This window comes from Paenibacillus woosongensis (assembly GCF_030122845.1).
Taxonomy (GTDB): Bacteria; Bacillota; Bacilli; order Paenibacillales; family Paenibacillaceae; genus Fontibacillus; species Fontibacillus woosongensis_A.
Genome location: NZ_CP126084.1, coordinates 2,411,725 through 2,437,457 on the forward strand (window position 1 = coordinate 2,411,725; position 25,733 = coordinate 2,437,457).

22 protein-coding genes are annotated in these 25,733 nt (G+C 50.6%); all 22 read left to right on the forward strand.

Features of this window, described 5'->3' with window-relative positions:
* Positions 1-54 precede the first annotated feature (54 nt).
* Entirely contained in the window at positions 55-4,371 is a 4,317-nt protein-coding gene (locus tag QNH46_RS11020; RefSeq protein ID WP_283928115.1) for a PolC-type DNA polymerase III, read from the forward strand.
* Positions 4,372-4,551: 180 nt separating this feature from the next.
* Positions 4,552-5,013 carry a ribosome maturation factor RimP gene (rimP, locus tag QNH46_RS11025; RefSeq protein ID WP_283928116.1) on the forward strand — a complete coding sequence of 154 codons (462 nt, stop codon included), beginning with the start codon at positions 4,552-4,554 and terminating at the stop codon, positions 5,011-5,013.
* 39 nt (positions 5,014-5,052) lie between these two features.
* Positions 5,053-6,150 (forward strand): transcription termination factor NusA, encoded by a 1,098-nt coding sequence (gene nusA, locus QNH46_RS11030; RefSeq protein WP_155611006.1) that lies wholly within the window; start codon positions 5,053-5,055, stop codon positions 6,148-6,150.
* A 40-nt stretch (positions 6,151-6,190) separates the two neighbouring features.
* A complete protein-coding gene (rnpM, locus tag QNH46_RS11035) occupies positions 6,191-6,505 on the forward strand; it encodes an RNase P modulator RnpM (RefSeq protein WP_283928117.1) in 315 nt (104 codons plus the stop codon).
* On the forward strand, positions 6,498-6,821 hold the full coding sequence (locus QNH46_RS11040) for a L7Ae/L30e/S12e/Gadd45 family ribosomal protein (protein ID WP_283928118.1): 324 nt from the start codon (positions 6,498-6,500) through the stop codon (positions 6,819-6,821). The genes rnpM and QNH46_RS11040 overlap by 8 nt, the downstream gene beginning before the upstream one ends.
* Entirely contained in the window at positions 6,814-9,381 is a 2,568-nt protein-coding gene (gene infB, locus QNH46_RS11045; RefSeq protein WP_283928119.1) for a translation initiation factor IF-2, read from the forward strand. The genes QNH46_RS11040 and infB overlap by 8 nt, the downstream gene beginning before the upstream one ends.
* Before the next feature lie 15 nt (positions 9,382-9,396).
* The gene (rbfA, locus tag QNH46_RS11050; protein WP_213588587.1) at positions 9,397-9,750 is read left to right on the forward strand and encodes a 30S ribosome-binding factor RbfA; all 354 of its coding nucleotides are present in this window, start codon (positions 9,397-9,399) and stop codon (positions 9,748-9,750) included.
* 17 nt (positions 9,751-9,767) lie between these two features.
* Positions 9,768-10,745, forward strand: coding sequence for a DHH family phosphoesterase (locus QNH46_RS11055; RefSeq protein WP_283928409.1), 978 nt, complete (start codon positions 9,768-9,770; stop codon positions 10,743-10,745).
* Positions 10,742-11,665, forward strand: coding sequence for a tRNA pseudouridine(55) synthase TruB (gene truB / locus QNH46_RS11060; RefSeq protein ID WP_283928120.1), 924 nt, complete (start codon positions 10,742-10,744; stop codon positions 11,663-11,665). Before QNH46_RS11055 ends, truB begins: the two co-directional genes overlap by 4 nt.
* A 41-nt stretch (positions 11,666-11,706) precedes the next feature.
* Positions 11,707-12,654 carry a bifunctional riboflavin kinase/FAD synthetase gene (locus QNH46_RS11065; protein ID WP_283928121.1) on the forward strand — a complete coding sequence of 316 codons (948 nt, stop codon included), beginning with the start codon at positions 11,707-11,709 and terminating at the stop codon, positions 12,652-12,654.
* Positions 12,655-12,851: 197 nt separating this feature from the next.
* Positions 12,852-13,121 (forward strand): 30S ribosomal protein S15, encoded by a 270-nt coding sequence (gene rpsO, locus QNH46_RS11070; protein WP_055108415.1) that lies wholly within the window; start codon positions 12,852-12,854, stop codon positions 13,119-13,121.
* A 241-nt stretch (positions 13,122-13,362) separates the two neighbouring features.
* On the forward strand, positions 13,363-15,468 hold the full coding sequence (gene pnp / locus QNH46_RS11075) for a polyribonucleotide nucleotidyltransferase (RefSeq protein ID WP_283928122.1): 2,106 nt from the start codon (positions 13,363-13,365) through the stop codon (positions 15,466-15,468).
* Between the two features lie 177 nt (positions 15,469-15,645).
* Positions 15,646-16,629 (forward strand): polysaccharide deacetylase family protein, encoded by a 984-nt coding sequence (locus QNH46_RS11080; RefSeq protein ID WP_283928123.1) that lies wholly within the window; start codon positions 15,646-15,648, stop codon positions 16,627-16,629.
* 91 nt (positions 16,630-16,720) lie between these two features.
* Positions 16,721-17,974, forward strand: coding sequence for a M16 family metallopeptidase (locus tag QNH46_RS11085; RefSeq protein WP_283928124.1), 1,254 nt, complete (start codon positions 16,721-16,723; stop codon positions 17,972-17,974).
* Positions 17,958-18,413 carry a dUTP diphosphatase gene (gene dut / locus QNH46_RS11090; protein ID WP_283928125.1) on the forward strand — a complete coding sequence of 152 codons (456 nt, stop codon included), beginning with the start codon at positions 17,958-17,960 and terminating at the stop codon, positions 18,411-18,413. Before QNH46_RS11085 ends, dut begins: the two co-directional genes overlap by 17 nt.
* 183 nt (positions 18,414-18,596) lie before the next feature.
* On the forward strand, positions 18,597-19,496 hold the full coding sequence (dpsA, locus tag QNH46_RS11095; RefSeq protein WP_283928126.1) for a dipicolinate synthase subunit DpsA: 900 nt from the start codon (positions 18,597-18,599) through the stop codon (positions 19,494-19,496).
* On the forward strand, positions 19,493-20,083 hold the full coding sequence (locus QNH46_RS11100) for a dipicolinate synthase subunit B (protein WP_283928127.1): 591 nt from the start codon (positions 19,493-19,495) through the stop codon (positions 20,081-20,083). Before dpsA ends, QNH46_RS11100 begins: the two co-directional genes overlap by 4 nt.
* A gap of 361 nt (positions 20,084-20,444) precedes the next feature.
* Entirely contained in the window at positions 20,445-21,668 is a 1,224-nt protein-coding gene (dapG, locus tag QNH46_RS11105) for an aspartate kinase (protein WP_283928128.1), read from the forward strand.
* 23 nt (positions 21,669-21,691) lie between these two features.
* Entirely contained in the window at positions 21,692-22,567 is an 876-nt protein-coding gene (dapA, locus tag QNH46_RS11110; protein WP_283928129.1) for a 4-hydroxy-tetrahydrodipicolinate synthase, read from the forward strand.
* A gap of 227 nt (positions 22,568-22,794) precedes the next feature.
* Complete coding sequence (locus tag QNH46_RS11115) at positions 22,795-24,474, forward strand: ribonuclease J (RefSeq protein WP_283928130.1); 1,680 nt, start codon at positions 22,795-22,797, stop codon at positions 24,472-24,474.
* Positions 24,475-24,684: 210 nt separating this feature from the next.
* Positions 24,685-25,446, forward strand: coding sequence for a ClpP family protease (locus QNH46_RS11120; RefSeq protein WP_283928131.1), 762 nt, complete (start codon positions 24,685-24,687; stop codon positions 25,444-25,446).
* Positions 25,443-25,676: a YlzJ-like family protein gene (locus QNH46_RS11125; protein WP_283928132.1), complete on the forward strand. Its 234-nt coding sequence runs from the start codon at positions 25,443-25,445 to the stop codon at positions 25,674-25,676. The genes QNH46_RS11120 and QNH46_RS11125 overlap by 4 nt, the downstream gene beginning before the upstream one ends.
* Positions 25,677-25,733: the final 57 nt, after the last annotated feature.

Below are 25,733 nucleotides of genomic sequence, written 5' to 3' on the forward strand. Positions count from 1 at the left end.
CTGTCCGCACGTACCTTAACCTCATATTGAGGAATGTATCAGGGGGAGGATATCATGACCGCAGTTGGGGAGAAGAGACAACGGCTGGAGTTGTTAATGCAGCAAGCGGAAATGCCTGCTGGTTTGACCGATCCATATTTCCTAGACGGATGGATTGAGCAGGTGGAAGTAAGCCGAAGCAACCGGGAGTGGAAGATTGCCATCGGCAAAGAATCACTCGTGCCTGCCCAGGCTTATCGTACTTTTTGTTTGCGTGTGAAGGAACGGCTGGAGCATATCGCGCAAATTTCGTTCGAGTTTCGATATGGGAAGGATGTATCCGCAGCCGATATCGTGTCGGAGTACTGGAAGCTGTTTATCGAGTGGGTGCAGCGGGAAGTGCCGTCCGTCAATGGCTGGCTGGCCCGGGCGATTTGCGAGACTGAGGGCGATCTGGTGACGATTACGTTCAGCGATGCAATGGCCCTTGAACTGGCCAAGAAGAAAAATATCGATCGTTATATCGTATCTTTCTACGAAACGTATTTTACTTTAAATCTTCGCGTAAAGCTGCAGACTGGGGAGAATAGTGCCGAAGCATTTGAAGAGTTCCAGCAGCGTATCGTTGAGGAAGAGCGCGAAGTGATTCAGCAAATGATGGAGAGCATGGCGATGGAAGCTCCTCCGGAAGAGGACGAAGGCGAAGTCGTCAAGCTGCAGATCGGATACGATATCAAAGAGCAGCCGGTTCCGCTTCAGGAAATACAGGACGAGGAGAAGAAGATTACGATTCAGGGCGTGATTTTTGGATTGGATCGTAAGGAGCTGCGCAACGGGAACACATTGTTTATTTTCAATTTGACGGATTATACGGATTCATTGCAAATGAAGCTGTTCGCCAAAAATAAGGAAGATCTGAAAATCATGAACCAGCTGGCCAACGGCAAGTGGATCAGGGCCCGCGGCCGGGTGGAAATGGATCGCTTCATGCCTGTGCCGGAGCTTGTCATGATCCCTTCTGACGTGAATGAAGTGACCGCTCCGCCAAGCCGGAAGGACAACGCGCCAGAGAAGCGCGTCGAGTTCCACCTGCATTCGACCATGAGCACGATGGATGCGGTAACTCCAATTGGCGAATATATCAAAACAGCGGCCAAATGGGGACATAAGGCGATTGCCGTTACTGATCATGGCGGCATTCAAAGTTATCCGGAGGCCGTTAAAGCAGCAAGCAAGCATGGAATCAAAATGATTTACGGGCTAGAGGCGAACGTGGTCAATGATAATGTTGCCGTCGTCCTTCATCCGCGTCCGGATGACTTGAAGAGCGCTACATATATCGTATTCGATATCGAGACGACGGGCTTGTCGGTAACGCAGAACAAAATCATCGAAATTGCCGCGGTCAAAATGGTGGAAGGCAAGGAAATTGACCGTTATGCTACGTTCGTAAATCCCCATGTGCGCATCCCTTACAATATTCAACAATTGACGAATATTAACGATGACATGGTCAGGGATGCTCCAGACGTAGAACCTGTGCTGAAGAAATTTGTTGAATTTGTGGGCGATGCCATTCTGGTTGCCCATAACGCCAGATTCGATATCGATTTCGTGAATGCCAAGCTCAAGGAGCTTGGGCTGCCACAGCTGAACAATCCGGTGCTCGATACGCTCGAGCTGGCCCGGATGCTGTTTCCGACGATGAAGAATCACCGTCTCAACACGCTTGCCGCCAAATATAAGGTATCGCTCGAGAACCATCACCGAGCGATTGACGATACCTTAGCTTTGGGCGAAATCCTAAACGGTCTCTTGGACGACGCGGTCAAGATTGAGGGATATAAAACGCTGGATCAGCTTAACGCGAAGGTAGGCAAGGATTTGTCCAATGCGCGGCCGTTCCACTGCTGCATCTATGCGCTCAATATGACCGGGAAGAAGAATTTGTACAAATTGGTCTCCATGTCCCACACGGAGTATTTCAAACGGGTTGCCTGCATTCCGAAGTCGAAGCTTGCCGAGATGAGGGAAGGTCTGTTGATTTTATCCGGCTGTGAGAAGGGCGAGTTCTTTGAGACAGTTCTGAATAAATCAGTAGAGGAAGCCGAGCAAGTGGCGGAATTTTATGATGTGCTGGAAATTCAGCCGCTCACGATGTACATGCATCTTGTTGAGAAGGGGCTGGTAGGGAGTGTTCAGGAGCTGGAGACGGCGCTGCGCAAAATCTGCCAAATCGGCTTCAAGCTTGGCAAACCGGTTGTGGCTACCGGCAACGTGCACTACCTAGATCCTCGCGACAAAATATACAGGGATATTACGATCCACGGCATTACGGGGTTCAGCCCGCTTAAGGATATCCGCAAGCCGGATGCACATTTCCGGACGACCGAAGAAATGCTGGAGGAATTCCAATTTCTTGGGGAAGAGAAGGCATATGAGGTCGTGGTGAAAAATACGTCGGAGTTGGCCAATTCTTTTGAAGACCTGGAGCTGTTCCCGGATAAGCTGTTCACTCCGATTCTTGAAGGGGCCGATGAGGAAATTCGCAATACTTGCTACGAGACCGCTAGATCGATTTATGGCGAGGATTTGCCGGAGGTTGTCGTTCAGCGTCTAGAAAAGGAACTAGAGCCGATCATTAAATACGGCTTCTCGGCCAACTACCTGATTTCCGAGCGGCTCGTTAAAAAATCGAACAGAGACGGTTACCTGGTGGGCTCCCGGGGTTCAGTCGGTTCCTCCGTAGTGGCAACTTTCCTCGGGATATCGGAGGTTAATCCGCTTCCAGCGCATTATATCTGTCTGAACCCAGAGTGTAAGTATAGCGAATGGTTCTTGGACGGAAGCGTGCCGAGCGGATTCGATCTTCCGGACAAGCCGTGTCCAAAATGCGGCGAAAAGCTGAAGGGCGAAGGCCAGGACATTCCTTTCGAGACGTTTCTCGGGTTTAAGGGTGACAAGGTTCCCGATATTGACTTGAACTTCTCGGGGGAATATCAGCCCCACGCCCATAACTACACGAAAGAGCTGTTCGGGGAGAAAAGCGTGTTCCGGGCTGGAACGATCGGCACGGTCGCCGAGAAAACGGCGTTTGGCTTCGCAAAAAAATACGAAGAAGAACACCATAAGCAGTGGCGCGGCGCCGAGCTGAACCGGCTTGCAGCCGGATGTACAGGCGTGAAGCGCAGCACAGGGCAGCATCCAGGCGGAATTGTCGTCGTACCGGATTATATCGAGGTTGAAGACATTACGCCGGTACAGTATCCTGCGGATGATGTCAATGCCGAATGGAAGACAACGCATTTTGATTATCACGCCTTCGACGCGAACCTGCTGAAGCTCGATATTCTCGGACACGATGATCCGACGATGATGCGGATGCTCCAGGATTTGACCGGCGTCGATCCGACGACGATTCCGATGAATGATCCGAAGGTCATGAGCATGTTCAACTCTACCGAGGCGCTCGGGGTTACTCCGGAGCAAATCCGTACCCCTGTAGCGACGTATGGCGTTCCGGAGATGGGGACGAAGTTCGTGCGTCAGATGCTGATCGAATCGCAGCCATCTTCGTTTGCCGACCTTCTACAAATTTCGGGGTTGTCCCATGGTACGGGAGTATGGCTGGGCAATGCCCAGGAACTGATCAAGAATGGGACATGCAACATTAAGACGGTTATCGGTTGTCGGGACGATATCATGCTGTATCTGATCTACAAAGCTGGTATGGATGCTGGCTTGGCGTTTAAAATTACGGAGAGTGTACGTAAAGGGAAGGGTCTGACCCAAGAGTGGATTGATGAGATGAAGAGATGCAAAGTGCCGCAATGGTATATAGACTCCTGTCTTAAAATCCAATACATGTTCCCGAAGGCGCACGCTGCCGCATATGTTATTTCGGCGGTCCGAACCGCATACTTCAAGCTGTATCATCCGATAGAATACTATGCGACGTATTTCTCAGTGCGCGGTGAAGACTTCGACATTGAGCTATTCTGCCAAGGGTATGAAGCGATCTATCGCAAAATTGAAGAAATCGAGCAAAAGGGCTTCCAGGCGCTGCCGAAGGAACGGAACATGCTGCCGATCCTGGAAATGGCGCTGGAGATGACGGCCCGCGGCTTCCGCTTCAAGAGCATCGATCTTTACCGCTCCGACGCAACGCGCTTTATCGTTGACGGCGATGCCCTGATCCCTCCGTTTTCCGCGCTTGCGGGAATCGGCGATAATGCGGCCAAAAATATCGCCGCTGCGAAGGAGCAGGGGGAATTCCTGTCGATCGAGGATTTCCAGCAGAAATCCAAAGCATCAAAAACAGTGGTGGAGCTGCTCGGTTCGATGGGATGCTTCCGGGGACTTCCCGAAAGCAACCAGCTTTCCCTGTTTTAAAATCCAATCTCACGGACTAGCTTCAAGTTACTGAAGTAAAGGTGATTTACTTGTCACTCATGCCGGACTATGTTATAATTTTTTTGGTAATCATGGAGATAGAGCCGTTGTTTAAAGAGTGGGGAAACCCACTCTTTACTCTTTGGTATATAGGAATGAAAATGATGGAGGTATGTACGCTTGAGCACACCGAAGATCAAAGCGACCGTGGAAGAGATGGTTCTGCCCTTTTTGCAGGAGAACGGCTTTGAACTGGTAGACGTGGAATATGTGAAGGAAGGTAGCAATTGGTTTCTGCGCGTCTTCGTTGACAAGGATGGCGGCATCGATATCGATGACTGCGGCCGGATCAGCGAATATCTGAGCGAGAAGCTGGATGCTGACGATCCGATTCCGTCCGCTTATTTTCTGGAAGTTTCTTCACCTGGGGCGGAGCGTCCGCTCAAAAAGGCAGAGGATGTAGCCAAAGCCGTAGGCAAGGATGTATTTGTAACTACATATGAACCGGTAGAAGGTCTGAAGGAATTTGAAGGCCGGCTTCTTTCTTTTGACAATGAGGAACTGGTCATTGCCGTAGGAAAGAAGAATTATGCCATTCCATATAACAAAGTTGCCAGCGCAAGGTTGGCCATCATTTTTTAGTGACCTGAACGGGAAGATGAAAGGGGGAACTCGAGGCAGATGAGTATGGATTTTATTGAAGCCTTAAATGAGTTGGAAAGGGAGAAAGGAATCAGCAAGGACATTTTGTTCGAAGCGATCGAAGCAGCTCTGATTTCCAGCTACAAACGCAATTTTAACACGGCACAGAACGTTCGCGTCGATATGAATCGCCACACCGGGGCGATTAAAGTATTTGCCCGCAAGCTGGTTGTAGAAGAAGTGCTTGATCCCCGGACGGAAATTTCACTGTCGGCCGCCCGTGAGATTAATCCAAGCTTTCAATTGGACGATATTTCCGAGATCGAGGTAACGCCTCGCGATTTCGGGCGCATCGCTGCACAGACGGCTAAGCAAGTTGTAACCCAACGTATCCGCGAAGCAGAGCGGGGATTGATTTACAACGCATTTATCGAGAAGGAAGAGGATATCGTTACGGGGATCGTGCAGCGTCAGGATCAACGCAACGTGTATGTGGATCTGGGCAAAATCGAGGCCCATCTTCCGCTGAATGAACTCATGCCTAACGAGAAGTTCAAGCATGGCGACCGGATCAAGGCGTACATCACGAAAGTAGAGAATACGACCAAGGGGCCGCAAATCCTGCTGTCCCGCACGCATCCGGGACTGCTGAAGCGTCTGTTCGAGCTTGAAGTGCCGGAGATATTTGACGGCGTCGTTGAGATTCGCTCCGTAGCGCGTGAAGCCGGATTCCGTTCCAAAATCGCGGTTTACTCCCGCAATAGCGAAGTGGATCCGGTTGGCTCTTGCGTAGGCCCTAAGGGGACTCGCGTCCAAACAATCGTCAACGAGCTTCGCGGTGAGAAAATCGATATCGTGCGTTATTCCGAGAATGTTGAGGAATATGTAGCTAACGCGCTTAGCCCTTCGAAGGTGCTGGAAGTTCAGGTATTCGAAGAGGAGAAGATGGCCCGGGTGATCGTTCCCGATTACCAGCTTTCGCTCGCTATCGGTATTAAAGGACAGAATGCGCGCCTTGCAGCGAAGCTGACGGGATGGAAGATCGACATTAAGAGCGAGAGTCAAGCGGAAGAGGAATTTGGAAGAGAGAAGACCGATTCTGGCGAAATGCCGCAGGATTCCGTCTCTGTCGATTAACTTCAACCTCTAATGCAAGTATGTAAGGGGGGCGATGGAAATGAAGCCTAGAAAGATACCGCTGCGCAAATGCGTGGCTTGCAATGAAATGAAGCCCAAGAAATCGCTGATTCGCGTCGTTCGTTCTCCCGAGGGAGACGTATCGATAGATTTGACCGGCAAAAAATCTGGCCGCGGCGCTTATTTATGCGGCCAAGCGTCCTGCTTCAAACTGGCTCATAAGAACCGGGCTTTGGACAGGGCGCTGAAATCTCCGGTAGGCGCGGAGGTTTATGAGCAATTGGCACGGGACTTCCTTGCGGTCGAGGATGAGTTCATTGCTGAACGCGACCGGGAAGAGGATGCGGATGAGTAAGGTGCTGTCCGGGCTTGGACTGGCGATGCGGGCAGGCAAAGTAGTTACCGGGGACGAGAGCGTTCTTAAGGCGGTTCGCTCCGGGGAGGCTAAGCTTGTAATCGTAGCAGAGGATGCGTCGGAGAATGCCCTCAAGAAATTTCGCGACAAGTGCGCAACCTATAAAATTCCACTGATCATCGGATTCGGCCGTGAAGAGCTTGGCTCTAGCGTCGGCAAGCCGGAACGGGTCGTTCTGGCTCTGATCGATCAGGGATTTGCCGATATGATTCGGAAAACGATCGTGAAAACGTCGGAGGTGGAGTATATTGAGTAAACAAGAGAACAAAGATAAGCTCAGGGTATATGAATATGCGAAATCGCTCAATATGAGCAGTAAGGAAATTATTACAATTCTTAAGCGGTTGAACATTCCGGTCAATAACCACATGAGTGTGATGGAGAATGATGCCGTAACACGGGTAGAGCAGTTTTTCAAAGATATTAGGAGCAATGCCGCCGCCAAAAGGGAAGGTTCCGAGCCTGTGAAATCTCCTGCCAAATCGTCGGCTCCCGCTTCCGCAGGAGGAAGTCAATCGCCGAAAACCGGGACCGGCACGAACGCCGGTCAGCGTGAAGATCAAGGGCAGAGCCTTAGAACCAGCAGCAGCGGATCAAGCAACACCAAAAATCAACAAGAAAAGCAGGTAAGTATGAATAATAGAACAAATAACGCAAATACATCCTCCCCGGGAGGAGCACAAGCAACGCAGGAAAGAAATAACCGTCCAAGCGGCGGATATCAGCAGGGGAATCGCAACAATTCCCAGGGGAACCGGAGTTCGCAGCAAGCTGGCGGACAACGTTCAAATGCCGGTTCAAGCGGCCCGCGGGCGGGACAGGGCACAGGCCATGCATCCTCCCAAGGGAACCGCAGTCAAGCTTCGGCGCCGCGCCAGGAGCATTCTAACAATGATAATGCCGGAAGAAGTCAAGATAAAGGCCGCAAAGGGAATAATAACAGACCAGGTCAAAGACGTTTTGACGATAACAGACCGGGGAATTTCAAGAACAACCGCGGCGGTAAAGGCGGCAGAGGTGGTAAAGGTGCTCCGCAGCCGCCTCGCGAGAAAATTGACAACACACCGAAGAAAATTATTGTTCGCGGCAACATGACTGTTGGGGAAGCAGCCAAGCTTCTGCACAAGGACGCTTCTGAAGTGATCAAGAAGCTCATTATGCTCGGCGTCATGGCGACGATTAACCAAGAGCTGGACATTGATACGATTCTCCTGCTCGCCGGCGACTTCGGCGTAGAGGTTGAAGTGAAAATTCCGGTTGAGGAAGATCGTTTCGAGACCGTCGAAGAGAACGATGATGAAGCGGATTTGAGAGAACGTCCTCCGGTTGTAACGATTATGGGACACGTCGACCATGGTAAGACGACGCTTCTCGACGCTATTCGTTCGACAAATGTCAGCAGCGGCGAGGCTGGCGGCATTACCCAGCATATTGGTGCTTACCAGGTAGAGATTAATAATAAAAAGATTACGTTCCTGGATACTCCGGGCCACGAAGCGTTTACGGCGATGCGTGCCCGCGGTGCCCAATTAACAGATATTACTATTATCGTCGTCGCGGCAGACGACGGCGTCATGCCGCAAACGGTAGAAGCGGTCAACCACGCCAAAGCTGCTGGCCTGCCGATCATCGTGGCTGTCAACAAGATCGACAAGCCGACGGCCAATCCAGATAAAGTGAAGCAGGAATTGACGGAGTATGGTCTCGTTCCAGAGGAATGGGGCGGAGATACGATCTTCGTCAACGTATCCGCGAAGCAAAGAATGGGATTGGAAGATTTGCTGGAAATGATTCTGCTCGTAGCGGAAGTTAATGAATATAAAGCGAATCCGGAAAAACGCGCGCGCGGTGCGGTCATCGAGGCCGAGCTGGACAAGAGCCGCGGACCGGTTGCCCGCGTGCTCGTGCAGCACGGTACGCTGAAAGTCGGCGATGCGTTCGTAGCTGGTAACTGCTTTGGCCGTATCCGGGCTATGGTCAATGATAAAGGCCGCCGCATCAAGGAAGCCGGGCCGTCCACACCAGTAGAAATTACAGGCTTAACGGAAGTGCCGCTGGCTGGCGATCCGTTCATGGTATTCGAGGACGAGCGGAAAGCCCGTTCCATTGCCGAGAAGCGCGCCATTACCCATCGCCAATCCGAGCTTGGCGGTAATACGCGCGTTACGCTCGATGATTTGTTCCGCCATATCAAGGAAGGCGAGATCAAAGATCTTAACGTCATCATCAAGGCAGACGTGCAAGGCTCTGTAGAGGCGCTTAAAGGCTCCTTGGAGAAAATCGAAGTGGAAGGCGTACGCGTGAAAATCATTCACAGCGGTGCAGGCGCCATCACAGAATCTGACATCATTCTTGCGGCTGCTTCCAATGCGATCGTAATCGGCTTCAACGTTCGTCCGGATAATCAGACGAAGGCGACGGCCGAGCAGGAGAAGGTGGATATTCGTCTCCACCGCGTCATCTATAAAGCGATCGAGGAAATCGAGCAGGCGATGAAAGGGATGCTTGATCCTGAATACAAAGAAGTTGTCATTGGTCATGCCGAAGTTCGCGATACGTTCAAGCTTAGCCGCGTAGGCACGATTGCGGGCTGTATGGTAACTTCCGGTAAAATTACGCGCAATGCCGAAACCCGCCTCATTCGCGACGGAATCGTCGTATATGAAGGCAAAATCGACTCGCTCAAACGCTTCAAAGACGATGCGAAGGAAGTCGCTCAAGGCTACGAGTGCGGTATTACCCTTGATAACTTTAATGACATTAAAGAGGGCGACGTTATCGAAGCATTTATTATGGAGGCCGTCGAACGGAAGTAAGGTGAGGTGACAACAATGGCTAAAAATCGTACTGGCCGCGTAGGCGAACAGATAAAGAAAGAGCTCAGCCTGCTCATTCAGAATGAGGTCAAGGATCCTCGGATCGGATTTGTCACGGTGACTGGCGTCGACGTGACAAGCGATCTTTCGCAGGCGAAGGTATACATCAGTGTTTTCGGCGATGAGGAGAAAAAGTCGGAATCGCTGAAAGGGCTGGAGAAAGCAATCGGTTTTCTGCGGACCGAGCTTGGCAAGCGGATGCGTTTGCGTCACACACCAGAATTGATCTTTAAAGTCGATGAGTCGATTGAATATGGCAGCCGTATTGAGAAGCTGCTGGGCGAGATTACGCAAGACGAGGATAAATGAATTTAAAGGAGACGGCAATGCAGACCAATGAACAGGAGTTCCTACAGGTAGAGCAATTTCTGAAGGATCATGATGATTTCCTGGTAGTGTCGCATGTACAGCCGGACGGAGATGCAGTCAGTTCCACCCTTGTGGTGGGCTGGCTTCTCTCATGTCTGGGTAAGAATTACGTTATGGTCAACGAAGGGCCGATTCCTCAGCGTATGTCGTACCTGCTGCATTCGGATCGCATCATGGATCTGTCAGTGACCCCTTTAGGTAAAACTTATAAACATATTATCTGCGTCGATTGCGCTGATTTCCGCAGAGTCGGGAAAGCCAGCGAATATTTTGCGCCGGACGCAGAAATTTTGAACATTGATCATCATCCGACCAATGATGGCTTCGGAGGCATCAACCTTATCGTACCTGAAGCCGCAGCCACGGTTCAGGTGCTGTATGAGCTAGTGAAACGGCTGAAATTCGGGCTCGATCGGGACGTGGCTACAGCGCTGTATACCGGTCTTTTAACCGATACAGGAGGATTCCGTTATTCCTGCACCTCCCCTAAAGTGATGGCTATCGCGTCTGATCTATTGGCATATGGGGTAGATGGCCCGGGATTGTCGCAACTGCTGCTGGAAGAAATGACTTTGGCACAAATTCGGCTGCTGACTAGAGCCTTGAATGGACTGCAGATGACAGAGGACGGCAAGATCGGCTGGGTTACGATCGATGACGAGGACATGAAGTTGTCCGGGGCCATCCATGAGGATCTGGAGGGGATTGTGAATTATCCCCGCAATATTCAAGGCGTTGAAGTTGGCTTGCTGTTCAAGGTGATTGATGACAATGCCGTGAAGGTGAGTATGAGGTCGGCTGGCAAGGTTGACGTAGCAGCTGTTGCTCAAAGCTTTGGTGGAGGCGGTCATGTTCGCGCCGCAGGAGTACGGATGCAAGGGAGTCTAGACGAGGTTGTCTCGCAGATTGTAGAGCAGGTGAAGGCCCGACTATGAAGCAGAAGTCTTATGAAGGAATACTTGCCGTCCATAAGCCTGCAGGATTCACCTCTCACGACGTTGTGGCCAAAACCCGTGGCATATTAAAAATGAAAAGGATCGGCCATACCGGAACGCTGGACCCGGCGGTTACCGGGGTGCTGCCCCTTTGCCTCGGACGGGCGACCCGGATGGTGGAGTACCTGCAGGAGCTGCCCAAGGAATACGAAGCTACGCTGTATCTCGGTATCGCCACCGATACGGAGGACATGTCAGGCTCAATCATTGAACGCAAGGAAGGGATCAGCCTTACGGAGGAAGAGGTTAGAGCGGCTTTAGGCCAGTTTGTCGGGACGATATCCCAAGTACCGCCGATGTATTCCGCTTTAAAGCAGGACGGGAAACGTCTGTACGAATTAGCACGGGAAGGTAAGACGGTTGAGCGCAAAGCGAGGGAAGTTACGATTGAGGAGCTAGAGCTAATCTCTTATGAGCCAGGTGGAGAATATCCGTCCATTTCTTTTCGCGTGCTGTGCTCCAAAGGGACATATATCCGTACGCTGTGCGTCGATATCGGCCGTACGCTAGGCGTACCGGCTGCAATGGCCGAGCTGAAAAGGACGGTCTCGGCAGGGATTACGGAAGACCAGTGCTTGACGCTTGAAGAAATAACGGCTCTGGCGGCAGATGGGATATTGGAAGAACGGCTTATTCCTGTAGATCGGGCCGTGAGTCATCTTCCGGCACATCGTATCCCTGAAGAGAAGGTCAAGCAGGCTTTGCAGGGACAAAGACTATCTTCTCGGCTGCTTGATCCCCCTGTGCGCTGGGGAGAGAATATTCGATTGTACGGTGCAGAGGGACAGTTTTTGGGCATTTTTCGCGGGGAACCGTCTACCGGAGCGATTACACCAGTCAAAGTTTTCCCGCCAGAGTGAAATAGCGTGCTAATCCGAGTGAAATTGCAGGTGAAATAACAGTGGAAATAATAAATCTGACTTATCCTCTTACCAAAGAGGTTATAGACGATAACGCCAGACCCCAAGTGCTGGCTATCGGCCAGTTTGACGGCTTGCACCTTGGACATGCGAGCGTAATCGAATCAGCGGTGAGGACGGCGGCATCCTTAAACTTACCGGCTGCGGTAATGACTTTTCATCCCCATCCAAAAGAAGTTATGAAAAAAGGCGATTATGACGGTTATTTGACACCCCCCCGGGAAAAGGAACGAATTCTAAAAAGCTTGGGCGTGGACTACGTATATATCGTGGAATTTAATGATGCTTTTTCGCGGGTGAGCCCGCAAAATTTCGTGGCGGGAGTGCTCGTTCCGCTTCAGATCCATACAGCAGTCGTCGGCTTTGATTTCCGCTACGGGTATCGCGGGGAAGGCGACGCCGGGATGCTGCGCGAGCTTAGCGATAACACCCTGGAGGTTCATACGGTTCCTCCGTTTCTCATAGAAGGAGAGAAGGTGAGCAGTTCCGGGATTCGCCGGGCGCTGGCGGAGGGAGAAGTTCAGCTTGCTGCGCGCTGGCTGGGCCGAAGATATTCGATTTATGGGACAGTGATGCACGGCGAGAAGCGCGGGCGGCAAATCGGCTTCCCTACAGCGAATCTCAAGCCAGACGAGCATTTCGTACTCCCCGCCAAGGGCGTTTATGCTGTGCGGGTAAACTATGAAGGACAGCGATTGAAGGGCGTTATGAACGTGGGGGTCAAGCCGACCTTCCATAACGATAAGTCAGCGCCTTCCTTGGAAATCCATCTCTTCGATTTTAACGGGGACTTATATGGCAAATCCCTATCCGTAGAATTGGTAGAATTCATTCGCGAGGAGCGAAGGTTCGGCTCGATCGACGAGCTTGTAGCCCAGATCGGCAAAGATGCGGACACAGCTAAAAGCATGCTCCTTGCCGCCGAGTAGAAGGATCAACGAATTTATGGGCGAACCGGTGTTTAATAGCATTTACATTTGTCCATCATTTATGGTATACTGATCTACGTTGTTCGTGGTGAAGTTTGGTATTTTTCCACATGACAACTATAACCTTAGCTTGGTTGACCGGACCTCACCGCCCGGCGACGAGGCTAACGGCGATTTAGATAAAGGAGGTGAACAGGATGGCATTGACTCAAGAACGCAAACAACAACTGATCGAAGAGCACAAAACTCATGAATCCGATACAGGATCCCCAGAGGTGCAAATTGCTATCCTTACGGAGAACATTGTTAATTTGACCGAACACTTGCGCTCGCACAAGAAGGATCATCATTCCCGTCGCGGTCTATTGAAAATGGTCGGCCAACGTCGTAAGTTGTTGGCATACCTGAAGAACAAAGACGTAAAACGCTACTCCGCTTTGATCGAGAAGCTCGGATTGCGTCGTTAATTTCTCGAGGTTATCTAAAGCAGCCTGGTTGCCGCCGGATGCGCTATTATAGCGAACGGTGGCGGCCGGGTTGCTTTTTAACAGTTGTTAAATTGTATATACTTTGTTTTTTACGCATCTATAGCTCCTTCAGGAGCTTTTGTTGTGAAAGGGGACAGACTTCAACTTCTTTTATGATTTGGGCAAAAGGAGGAAATAATGAAGTCTATAACGAATTTCTATCTGAACAAGGAGGGATTTCATGGAGAAACATGTGAAAATGCAGTTGGGAGGAAGACCTCTTATACTGGAAACCGGCCGCTTGGCAAAACAAGCAAACGCAGCCGTTATGGTCCGTTACGGCGATACAGCCGTGTTGTGTACGGTAACAGCATCCTCCGAGCCGAAGGATCTCGATTTCTTTCCGCTCACCGTAAACTATGAGGAGAAGCTCTACGCCGTAGGTAAAATTCCGGGAGGCTTTATCAAACGCGAAGGCCGTCCCAGCGAGAAAGCGATTTTGGCGAGCCGTTTGACTGACCGTCCGATTCGTCCGCTGTTCCCAGAGGGATTCCGCAACGATGTGCAAATCGTAAACCTCGTTATGAGCGTTGACCAAGACTGCGAACCAGAAATTGCGGCGATGATCGGTACTTCGGCAGCGCTGAGCATTTCGGATGTCCCGTTTAATGGACCGATTGGCGGCGTAGCTGTCGGCCGTGTTGACGGACAGTTTATTATTAATCCGGATGTTGCCCAGCAGGAAGCAAGCGATATTTATGTCGTGGTGGCGGGTACGAAGGATGCCATTATGATGGTGGAAGCCGAAGCAAATGAAGTGCCAGAAGAAGTCATGCTTGAGGCGATCATGTTCGGCCATGAGGAAATCAAGAATATCGTGGCGGTTATTGAAGAACTCGTTGCCATTGCCGGCAAAGAGAAGATGGAAGTTAAGCTTCATTCCGTAGATGAGGAAGTCAATCGCGAGGTTCGTGAATTTGCGGCAAGCCGTCTAATCGAAGCGGTTAGAATTGCCGAGAAGCATGCTCGTCAGGATGCGATCGACGCCATCAACGAGGAGACCGTGGCTCATTTTGAGGAGAAGTACATAGAGTCTCCAGAGCTTCTTAAAGACGTGATGGAGGTACTTCACGATATCGTTAAGGAAGAAGTACGCCGTCTGATTACCCATGATAAGATCCGTCCGGATGGCCGGAAGCTGGAAGAAATCCGTCCGATCGAGTGCGACATCAGCCTGCTGCCGCGCACGCATGGATCAGGCTTGTTTACGCGTGGCCAAACGCAGGCGCTCAGCGTATGTACGCTTGGTGCACTAGGCGACGTACAAATTCTTGACGGAATTGATCTGGAAGAATCCAAGCGCTTTATGCATCACTACAACTTCCCGCCGTTTAGCGTGGGCGAAGCTCGTCCGCTGCGTGCGCCGGGACGCCGTGAAGTGGGGCACGGAGCTCTTGGCGAAAGAGCATTGTCCAAAGTCATCCCGCCAGAATCGGAGTTCCCGTACACCATTCGTCTCGTCTCCGAGGTATTGGAATCGAACGGTTCTACCTCGCAAGCCAGCATTTGTGCAAGTACGCTTGCGATGATGGACGCTGGCGTACCGATTAAGGCGCCTGTAGCGGGTGTCGCGATGGGTCTGATCAAGGATGGCGATCAAGTGTCGATTCTGAGCGATATTCAAGGCATGGAAGACCACTTGGGCGACATGGACTTTAAAGTAGCCGGTACTGCCGAAGGCGTAACTGCGATCCAGATGGATATTAAAATCGATGGCATCGACCGCCAAATTCTTACGGACGCGTTGACCCAGGCGAGAGAAGGCCGTATGCACATCCTCTCCAAAATGATGGAGCGCATCCAGAAGCCGAAGGAAAGCTTGTCTCCATATGCGCCTAAGATTCTCATCATGAACATCAACCCTGACAAAATTCGCGATGTGATCGGCGCAGGCGGCAAAATCATCAACAAGATTATTGAAGAAACCGGCGTGAAAATCGATATCGAGCAGGATGGCCGCGTATTCATTGCTTCTGCGAACGAAGAGATGAACAATAAGGCGCGTTCGATCATTGAAGGCATCGTGAAAGAAGTTGTCGTCGGTGAGATTTATGTGGGTACGGTAAAACGGATCGAGAAATTCGGCGCTTTCGTGGAGATTCTACCAGGCAAAGACGGTCTGGTTCATATTTCGCAGCTTTCTACAGAGCGTGTTGCTAAGGTGGAAGATGTTGTCGCTATCGGTGATACGATAACCGTCAAGGTTACGGAAATCGACCAGCAAGGTCGCGTGAATCTTTCCCGCAAAGCAGTGTTAACTGCAGAGGCAGCCAAATCAACAACCTAAGTTAACCCCATATTTCATTACAAAATGTGCGGGAAAAGAGACAGAATACAATATTCTGGCTCTTTTTTAATTTGTCCGTTTCTTCAGGATTTCTCGCCCAGACCATCGGTTTGTTGCATATTACAGTACTTGTCTTCATATGATGAGGACAAAACCGGGGTGAAGGGATGAGCTATCATGTATCGGAATAAACTCATCGCGATATTGCTTGGCTTCGTCGTCGTAATTGTATTTTGGCAGTGGGGAGGAATAAGGGCTTTTGTTGAAGAAAGCTCGGTTAGGCAAAGCGGTGATTTTGCATTCCGACTAATTGCAGAAGCGAGCGACGATGATCTGATGAAGATCATTCAGGAGGAAGCCGCGAAACGGCGTGAGGAGCCTGTAGATGCGGTCATAGACCGTGTATGGAAGGCGATCCCAGGTTATAACGGAATTGAAGTGGACATTGAGAAGACATATCAAAAAGCCAAAGAGCTCCCGCGGGGGGCCGATATTCCCTACCAGTACCGTGAAGTGAAGCCGCACGTCAATTTGGAGGATTTGGCGCCGGAGCCGATTTACCGCGGAAATCCAAACAAACCGATGGTGGCCTTGATGATTAATGTCGCTTGGGGGAACGAGTATATTGTCCCGATGCTGGATACGCTGGACGAAGCCAAAGTCAAAGCTACCTTTTTTCTGGATGGGAGCTGGCTGAAGAAAAACGTGGAAATCGCCAAGGAAATCCAAAAGAGGGGACATCAGCTGGAGAATCATGCCTATTCTCATCCGAACATGAGCCAGTTGGATGATTACCGGGCCAGATTGGAAATTTCCAAAACGAAGGATTTGCTCAAAAGCGAGCTGAACGTGGACAATCGCTGGTTTGCACCGCCTTCCGGAGATTTTGATGCGCGTACCGTGCGGCAGGCTGCCGATTATGGATTGAAAACAGTGCTGTGGACGCTGGATACCGTCGATTGGAAAAAACCGCTTCCGTCCAGCATCGTTCAGAAAATATCGGCGAAGGTAGCTCCCGGAACGCTTATATTGATGCATCCTACCGAATCATCCAGCCGGGCGTTAAAGGATATGATCGCTGTAATTCGTGAGAAAGGATTAGTACTTGGAACCGTAGAGGAGACGTTGTCAAGCGACCGCGTATTGAAGCCGGGGAGTTGAGTAAACTTGTTTTTTTTGATAGGATAATGTTGGCTTTATGGAGTATGAGAACTAAAGTTTTACTTCGTAAAACTTTTTAGGAGGGCCTTTCGTGCACAAAACACAGCTTAAAAACGGCCTGCGGGTAGTTATGGAGAAAATTCCAACCTTCCGTTCAGTATCGTTTGGTATATGGGTGAAAACTGGATCACGGAACGAAAGTCCTGATTTAGGCGGTATTTCTCATTTTATAGAACACATGCTGTTCAAGGGGACCGAGCGGTATGATGCTAAAGAGATCGCCGAGCAGTTTGACGCAATTGGCGGCAACGTAAATGCATTTACGTCAAAAGAATATACGTGTTATTATGCTAAAGTGCTGGATGAGCATTTGCCGATTGCGGTGGATGTGTTATCTGATATGTTCTTCAGATCGTTGTTCGATGAGGAAGAGCTGCGCAAAGAGAAAAATGTCATTTTGGAAGAAATCGCGATGTATGAAGATACGCCGGATGACATGGTCCATGACCTAATTTCCGAGGCAGCCTATGGAACTCATCCTCTTGCCTTGCCTATTCTGGGGACGGAGAAGCAGCTGCAGGCCATGGACTCCTCCCATTTGAAAGCATATATGAGGGAAAAATATACGGTCGACAACACGGTCATCAGCATTGCCGGGAACTATGACGATAATATTCTTGAGCTGCTAGAGAAGCATTTTGGCGATTTTGGCTCTAGGGGAGCGGAGAGCGCTCTGGCTGCGCCTGATTTTCTCGGAGGAATGAAGTTCCATCGTAAGAAGACAGAGCAAAATCACATTTGCTTATCTTTCCCCGGGCTGCAAATTGGCGATAAAAACCAGTATGCCATGGTGCTGTTGAACAATGCCTTGGGCGGCGGGATGAGCTCAAGGTTGTTCCAGGAAATCCGCGAGAAGCGGGGACTTGCCTATTCCGTATATTCTTACCATAGCTCACATGCGGATAGCGGTCTTTTTACCGTATATGCGGGGACGGCGCCTAAGCAAACCAAGGACGTTCTGGAGCTGACCAAGGAAATACTGCATGACGTCTCGCTCAAAGGGCTGACCGAGAGCGAACTGAGCAAAGGGAAAGAGCAGCTGAAAGGAAGCCTAATCCTTAGCCTGGAGAGTACGAGCAGCCGGATGAACCGGCTTGGCAAGAACGAGCTGATGCTCGGACGCCATTACACGCTGGATGAAATTATATCTCGAATCGAAGCAGTAACGATGGAGGATATCGGTGATGTGCTGCAAGGGATGTTTAAACAGCCCTATGCGCTGGCTATGGTCGGTTCCTCTGATCGCGTCTTATCAGGAATAAGGAGAGATGAACTTGTCGTATGAAGTGGAAATTAAACGTTTAGCAGGAACTGAAGATCTTGAGCTGCCGCAGAAGATGTCTTTGCAGGCTTCCGGGTTCGATCTATATGCCGCAATTACCGATGAAGTTGTGCTGAATCCGGGACAGCGCACCCTGATTCCGACTGGTTTTGCCCTAGCCATGCCGGCTGGCCTGGAAGCCCAAATCCGACCGCGCAGCGGACTAGCGTTCAAGCATGGCATTACCTGCCTCAATAGTCCTGGCACAATCGATGCCGACTACCGGGGAGAGGTAAAAGTGCTGTTGATCAACCACGGGGACGAGCCCTTTACCTTCCGGAGGGGAGAGCGCATTGCGCAAATGGTATTCCAAATCGTTCCTGAGGTCAACCTCGTCCAGGTTGAGGAATTGTCTGAAACTGTGCGCGGTGCCGGAGGATTCGGCCATACCGGAAGAAATTGAATTTACGCTAAACTAGCTTATTCACAATGCTAGAACATGAAGGCTGCTGGCCTGTACTTATCGGTACAGGATCGGCAGGCCTTTTTTGTTTGCGGCAAAAGCCTATGAACCGGGTATCACCACTTAATAGGCGTCGGCATAAGATGTTCTATAATGTGCTAGCTTGGAAGGAGGACGTCCACGATGCTTACCGGACTAACAATTGTATTTATTGGCGGAGATGCTCGGCAGATTCAAATTATTAACAAGTGTACGGAGCTTGACGCTACAGTGAAGGTAGTCGGCTTCGAACAATGGGAGCCTCCTCTATCCGGAGTATCGCATGAGAAGCTGTCTCCCGGTTTGCTGATGCGGGCCGACGTTATCGTGTTTCCAGTGATCGGCTGCAATGACCAAGGTGTTGTCGACTCGCCGTTTGCGAACGACGAGGTTGTGCTGACGAAAGATATGTTTGCGGAAATCCGGGAAGAGACCGTAGTTTATACAGGCATGGCCAAAAGTTTATTGAAACGCATGGCCGCCGAATTCAGTTTCAAGTTAATCGAGCTGCTTGAGCGGGATGATGTGGCGATATTCAACTCGATACCAACGGCTGAAGGAGCCATCATGATGGCGATTCAGCATACCGACATTACGATTCATGGTTCGACCTGTATCGTGCTGGGCATAGGAAGGACTGGGTTTACCTTGGCGCAAACCTTGCAGGGCCTAGGAGCAACCGTGAAGGTAGGGGTTCGCCGGGAAGATCAGGCAGCCAGAGCTGTCCAAATGGGATGGAAGCCTTTCGTAGCAACGGATTTGAGGGCTTATACGGGGGGAATCGACTTGATTTTTAACACGATTCCGACTATGATAGTCACAGCACAAATCATCTCGAAATTGCCCCGGAACGTCGTCATTATTGATCTTGCTTCGGCTCCAGGAGGAACTGATTTTCGCTTTGCGGAGAAGCGGGGAATCAAGGCGCTTCTGGCCCCTGGTTTGCCCGGAATCGTCGCTCCTAAGACAGCAGGGATCATAATGGCGAATACGATCTGTCAGTCGATATCGGAAGAGTTCCATTTACGGGGGGATGAAATGTGAATTGGCAGGGTAAAACGGTAGGCTATGCGATAACAGGTTCGCATTGTACGTTTGCTGAAGTAATGCCGCAAATCAAGCGCTTTGTCGACGAGGGAGCCAAGGTGGTTCCAATAGTATCTCATACGGTATTAACGACGGATACCCGGTTTGGCAAGTCGGAAGATTGGCGCAGTCAGATGAAGGAGATAACAGGGAATGAAATAATTTCCTCCATTGTCGATGCTGAGCCGCTAGGGCCTACGAGGCTGCTGGACGTTCTAGTTATTGCGCCCTGCACCGGAACGACGACGAGCAAGCTTGCTAACGCGGTGACCGACAGTCCGGTATTGATGGCGGCGAAGGCCCAATTGCGTAATGGGCGCCCTGTCGTGCTGGCTGTATCAACGAATGACGGTCTTGGCTTCAACCTGGCTAATATCGCAAAATTAATCGTTGCTAAGAATATTTATTTCGTTCCTTTCGGACAGGATAATCCGACGGGCAAACCAAACTCCCTCGTGGCCAGAATGGAGCTCGTCCCCGAAGCAGCCTATGCCGCGCTGGAAGGTAAGCAATACCAGCCGCTGATTATTGAACGATTCAGATAATGGATTCATATTAATTCACATATAGTTCTTTTGGGGAAAGGAAGACGTGCCGGCTGGCCCAACTAAATTAATTTCGTTGTGGCAGGAGCAACAGGGGAGAGCTCGTACATGATCCGGCGAGAAGTAGGTATTCACGGTCAGTAGGTATTCACGGTCCGCTTGTGCCGTAATCCGGGTAATCAGCGCGGTTTGAACATGTGGATCGTATCCTACAACCTGATTTAAGGGAGTGTATGGAGCGCTGTTTAAAACGCGGAAATCGTCGCAGCACAAGCGTTACCGAGTTAAATAGCAGAGAGGCAATTCAAGAAAGACGGAATGAAGTACTGCTTTACTCCGCCATCATACTGGAGGAATATGCATGCACATTATGGTGCAGAAGTTCGGCGGCACATCCCTCTCCTCTGCAGAAGCGAGGGAGCATGTCATTTCACACATTCGCCGGGAACTGGATAACGGCTACCGGCTTGTTGTTGTAGTATCGGCTATGGGCCGGAAGGGAGATCCCTATGCAACGGATACGCTGCTTGATCTGATCGAGCAGGCGGGGGGATCTCTTTCCTCGCGAGAACAGGATTTACTGCTGTGCTGCGGTGAAATCATATCCGCCAGCTTGCTCAGCAGTCTGCTGCAGCGCGAGGGTATTCTATCCACCGTACTGACGGGAGCTCAGGCAGGATTCAGAACGGACAGCCAATTCGGCAATGCCCGCATTCTTGATGTTGTTCCCACCCGTGTGATTGAGGAATTGGAGAACCGGAACGTCGTGATCGTGACGGGGTTCCAGGGACAGAACGTGAACGGTGAATTTACGACGTTGGGACGGGGCGGCAGCGACACTTCGGCTACGGCGCTGGGTGCGGCGCTGCATGCAGAAATGGTTGATATTTATACAGATGTCAACGGCATATTGACAGCCGACCCGCGCATTGTCGAGGATGCCAGGGCTCTGACGCATGTCAGTTATGCCGAAATCTGCAATATGGCCCATCAGGGAGCTAAGGTCATTCATCCCCGTGCAGTTGAGATTGCGATGCAGTCCGGCATACCCATTCGAGTCCGCTCCACGTTTTCGCAAAGCGAAGGGACACTGGTTGCCAATCCTGAAGGCTTTAGAGATGTACAGACAGGGGTTGTCGACAGATATGTTACCGGAATAGCGTACGTCGGAAATGTAACCCAGATTACGGTGCAATCTTCCGGACAATCTGAGGCGAATTTGCAGCTGCAGGTGTTCAAAGCAATGGCTGCACACGCGATCAGCGTCGATTTTATTAATGTAACCCCTTCGGGGGTCGTTTATACGGTATTTGACAGCGATGCCGGGAAAGCGAAAGCGATTTTGGAATCGATGGGCTTCTCTCCCCGCATATTAAGCGGATGCGCTAAGGTATCCGTCATCGGCGGCGGGATTAACGGGGTGCCGGGAATTATGGCTCAGATCGTTGAAGCACTAACCGAGCAGGGCATTCAAATATTGCAGTCTGCGGACTCAAATACGACGATATGGGTGCTCGTGAACAAAGAGGACATGGTACAGGCACTTAGGGCGCTGCACACCAAGTTCGAGCTTGCCCATCAGTGAATTATTTTAGAGGGGGATACAACATGGATTTCGGAAGATTGATTACGGCCATGGTAACTCCTTTCGATGACCAAGGGGTTATCGACTGGGAGCAGACGGCTAGGCTAATTGACTATTTGATCGATGAGCAGAAATCAGATGCTCTGGTCATTTGCGGTACGACGGGGGAATCACCAACACTAAGCGAAGAAGAGAAACTTTCTCTTTTCGAATTTGCCTTGAAGCAAGCCAACGGGCGCTGCAAAATCATTGCCGGCACCGGCAGCAACAATACGGCAGAGTCCATTCAATTGACGGCAAAGGCAGAGAAGTGCGGCGTCGATGGTGTGCTGCTCGTCGCGCCATATTACAATAAGCCCAACCAAGAAGGCTTGTATCGCCATTTCGAAGCGATTGCCCGTTCGACGGAGCTTCCGGTCATGCTGTACAATGTACCAAGCCGTACGGTGATCGGCCTCACGGCTGAAACAACACTGCGCCTGGCCCAACTTCCAAATGTGGTTGCGACTAAAGAATGCGCATCTTTAGAGCAGGTGACCCAAATCGTTGCCGGTGCTCCTGAAGGCTTCAAAGTGTATTCAGGGGACGATTCCGCCACCTTGCCGGCCATGTCTGTCGGCGCCTATGGCATTGTCAGTGTAGCCAGCCATATTATTGGCCATCAGATGAAGGAAATGATCGGAGCATTCTTGGATGGCCGAGTGGTCGAATCCGCCAAATTGCATCAGCGGCTGCTTCCGGTATTCAAAGGGCTGTTCGAATGTCCGCATCCGGTTCCAAACCCGGTTGCCGTTAAATATGCGCTAAACCAAACTGGTTTTGCCGTAGGCTCTGTACGTTTGCCGCTTGTACCGCCTACGGAAGCAGAGGCTGCGTTTATCCGCAATCTGCTCCCTTAAGGGAATAAGTTAAAAATGTGCTCTTCTTCCAGAAACCGATGCCCGCTTTGGGGCATCGGTTTTTTTGGTATTGCATAAGGTAACGTTAACTAGCTGTAAAGTGTTTGACTTGTTTTTTGCCATTTTAATCATGTATAATGATTTCAAGTGACTGGGTGCGGTGATTTAAAAAAATTTAATGTTATCAAAATATACAACGTCCAAATAACTAGGAGGGTTAGATTCACTTGTCCAAAAAAATGAATAATGATAAATTGACGATCTTTGCATTGGGCGGCGTAGCGGAAATCGGAAAGAACATGTACGTCGTTCAGTATGCCAATGACATCGTTGTAATTGATGCTGGCCTTAAATTTCCAGAAGAGGACATGCTTGGCATTGACATCGTCATTCCCGATATCACTTACTTGACGGAGAACCGTGACAAAGTAAGAGGCATCGTGCTTACGCACGGGCATGAAGACCATATCGGCGGCTTGCCTTATGTACTCAAAAACTTGAATGTTCCCGTATACGGAACCAAATTAACGTTAGGTCTGGTCGAGAACAAGCTGAAGGAAGCCGGCTTGCTGGGCGATACAAAGCGCGTGCTCATTCATGCCGATTCGGAAGTGCAGCTGGGGTCGACGCTTAAAGCGACATTCTTCAAAACAAATCACAGTATTCCTGATTCGGTTGGGGTGTGCATTGAAACGCCGGAAGGCAACGTAGTTCACACAGGTGACTTCAAATTTGATCATACTCCAGTCAATGATCAATTTGCTGATTTGCACCGCATGGGGGAAATCGGCAAGAAAGGGGTACTAGCGCTTTTATCGGATAGTACGAATGCGGAGAAACCTGGTTTCACACCGTCGGAGAAAAATGTCGGCATCGTCCTGGATGATATCTTCCGCAAGGCTCAGCAGCGTGTCGTTGTTGCTACGTTTGCTTCCAACGTGCACCGGATTCAACAGGTAATCGATGCGGCTTATTCGACGGACCGCAAGCTGACGATTATCGGACGCAGCATGGTTAACGTCGTGACGATTGCTTCGGAGCTCGGATATCTGAACGTCCCTGACGGCATTCTGATCGAGCCGGAAGAAGTAAACAAAATGGCTGCGGACCGCGTCGTCATTTTATGTACAGGCAGCCAAGGCGAGCCGATGTCGGCGTTAACACGCATGGCCCGTTCCACACATCGCAAGGTCGATATTTTGCCTGGGGATACGGTGATCATCGCAGCGACTCCTGTACCTGGTAACGAAAAATACGTGGGACGGACGATCGATGAACTGTTCCGGTTAGGCGCCGAGGTGATTTACAGCGGCTCGAATTCCGGTGTTCACGTATCCGGCCATGGCAGCCAGGAAGAATTGAAATTAATGCTGAATTTGATGCGACCTAAATTTTTCATCCCCGTCCACGGGGAATACCGCATGCTGCGGAAGCATGCACTGCTCGGAGAGTCCGTCGGCGTTGACCCGGATAATATTTTTCTGCTCGATATTGGCGAAATGGTGGAAATCCAGAACGGCGTCGCTCGCAAGGCCGGTAAAGTTCCAGCAGGCAACGTTCTGATTGATGGCCTTGGAGTTGGCGACGTAGGTAATATCGTGCTTCGCGATCGCAAGCTGCTGTCTCAGGACGGCATTCTGGTCGTCGTCGTTACGCTGAGCAAGCAGGATGGAACAATCGTATCCGGTCCGGATATTATTTCCAGAGGTTTCGTATACGTAAGGGAGTCCGAAGGCCTGCTTGAAGAGGCGAACCGAATCGTTTCCAGCACGTTGGAGAAATTAATGAGCGAGAACGTTAACGAATGGGCTTCGCTCAAGACCAATGTCAAGGATGCGCTTGGACGCTTCCTCTATGAGCAAACCCGGCGCAGACCGATGATATTGCCGATCATTATGGAAGTGTAATGAACAACTGTAAAAATAAGAAAAATTCATATATCTGACCTTTCGGGTCGGGCACACAGTCGCCCCTTCTCCTGCCGGCAATATTGGACGGTTTCTTGTAGGAGAGGGGGCTTTCTTTTTTGTTGCCGGTCCTGTATGAAGGCTGCTGGCCTAGGCATACTAACGACACGATGAATAATTACTGGCCAGCGCCGAAAGGAAGTGTCGAGGATGAATGAGCAACATCACAAGTCAAGCTATACGGCGAACGACGCAGCGGAGCCTGCACCTGAAGTTCCAGGAGGGGAAAAGACGGCAGCCGCGGTCACCGAAACGATCCAGCAGCTAGGTCAGACCGCAGTGCCTGCGCCCGGGGAATCCAACGTGTATTGCTTGACGATCATAGGACAAATCGAAGGGCATCTTGTGCTGCCTCCGCAGAATAAAACGACCAAATATGAGCATTTGATTCCTCAATTGGTAGCAGCCGAGCAGAACCCTCGCATTGAAGGGATTTTAATTATTCTGAATACAGTAGGCGGTGATGTCGAAGCCGGATTGGCGATTGCGGAAATGATATCTTCGCTGTCCAAGCCGACCGTCACGGTGGTGATCGGCGGCGGACACAGCATCGGTGTGCCGATTGCCGTCGCTTCCGATTATTCGTATATCGCCGAGAGTGCGACGATGACGATTCACCCCATCCGCATGACAGGGCTTGTGATCGGTGTGCCGCAAACGTTCGAGTATATCGAGAAAATGCAAGAGCGCGTCGTGCGATTTGTGACGGCCCACTCGCAAATCTCCGAGAATACGTTCAAGGAGCTCATGTTCAAGACCGGAGAGCTGAACCGTGATATCGGCACGGCTGTAGGAGGGAACGATGCGGTGAGGAACGGGCTGATTGATGGAATCGGCGGAATCGGCCAAGGACTTGCCAAGCTGAATGAACTGATCGAATCGCGGCGTGCGGGAGGAGGACTTACACAATGACTCATTATACGATTTTGCCGCAAGACGTTTATTGGAACTGGGACGACCAGGAAACGAAAGACAGCTATACGGAAATTGAGCTCGGCGGCGTGTTGATGCAGGTCAGGATGGAGCAGGACAATCGGGCAACGATTATCCGGCTGCTGCGCTGCTCTCTGGACGATTATCTAAATCCGGCCTATACGCCTGGGCAGCAGGTTACGTTTATCCCAATTTTGCGCAAATCATAAAGAGTCTATAGGTTGCCCCCAGTGATTATGGTATAATATTCATCTAGGGGGTGATCT

What these genes read in the sequence shown, in the direction of transcription:
- truB (WP_283928120.1), top strand. Translation starts at nt 10,742, where the DNA reads ATGAAGCAGAAGTCTTATGAAGGAATACTTGCCGTCCATAAGCCTGCA.
- rnpM (WP_283928117.1), top strand. Translation starts at nt 6,191, where the DNA reads ATGAAGCCTAGAAAGATACCGCTGCGCAAATGCGTGGCTTGCAATGAA.
- QNH46_RS11125 (WP_283928132.1), top strand. Translation starts at nt 25,443, where the DNA reads ATGACTCATTATACGATTTTGCCGCAAGACGTTTATTGGAACTGGGAC.
- dut (WP_283928125.1), top strand. Translation starts at nt 17,958, where the DNA reads ATGAACTTGTCGTATGAAGTGGAAATTAAACGTTTAGCAGGAACTGAA.
- dapA (WP_283928129.1), top strand. Translation starts at nt 21,692, where the DNA reads ATGGATTTCGGAAGATTGATTACGGCCATGGTAACTCCTTTCGATGAC.
- QNH46_RS11020 (WP_283928115.1), top strand. Translation starts at nt 55, where the DNA reads ATGACCGCAGTTGGGGAGAAGAGACAACGGCTGGAGTTGTTAATGCAG.
- QNH46_RS11040 (WP_283928118.1), top strand. Translation starts at nt 6,498, where the DNA reads ATGAGTAAGGTGCTGTCCGGGCTTGGACTGGCGATGCGGGCAGGCAAA.
- QNH46_RS11120 (WP_283928131.1), top strand. Translation starts at nt 24,685, where the DNA reads ATGAATGAGCAACATCACAAGTCAAGCTATACGGCGAACGACGCAGCG.
- dapG (WP_283928128.1), top strand. Translation starts at nt 20,445, where the DNA reads ATGCACATTATGGTGCAGAAGTTCGGCGGCACATCCCTCTCCTCTGCA.
- QNH46_RS11080 (WP_283928123.1), top strand. Translation starts at nt 15,646, where the DNA reads ATGTATCGGAATAAACTCATCGCGATATTGCTTGGCTTCGTCGTCGTA.
- nusA (WP_155611006.1), top strand. Translation starts at nt 5,053, where the DNA reads ATGAGTATGGATTTTATTGAAGCCTTAAATGAGTTGGAAAGGGAGAAA.
- rbfA (WP_213588587.1), top strand. Translation starts at nt 9,397, where the DNA reads ATGGCTAAAAATCGTACTGGCCGCGTAGGCGAACAGATAAAGAAAGAG.
- dpsA (WP_283928126.1), top strand. Translation starts at nt 18,597, where the DNA reads ATGCTTACCGGACTAACAATTGTATTTATTGGCGGAGATGCTCGGCAG.
- pnp (WP_283928122.1), top strand. Translation starts at nt 13,363, where the DNA reads ATGGAGAAACATGTGAAAATGCAGTTGGGAGGAAGACCTCTTATACTG.
- QNH46_RS11055 (WP_283928409.1), top strand. Translation starts at nt 9,768, where the DNA reads ATGCAGACCAATGAACAGGAGTTCCTACAGGTAGAGCAATTTCTGAAG.
- rpsO (WP_055108415.1), top strand. Translation starts at nt 12,852, where the DNA reads ATGGCATTGACTCAAGAACGCAAACAACAACTGATCGAAGAGCACAAA.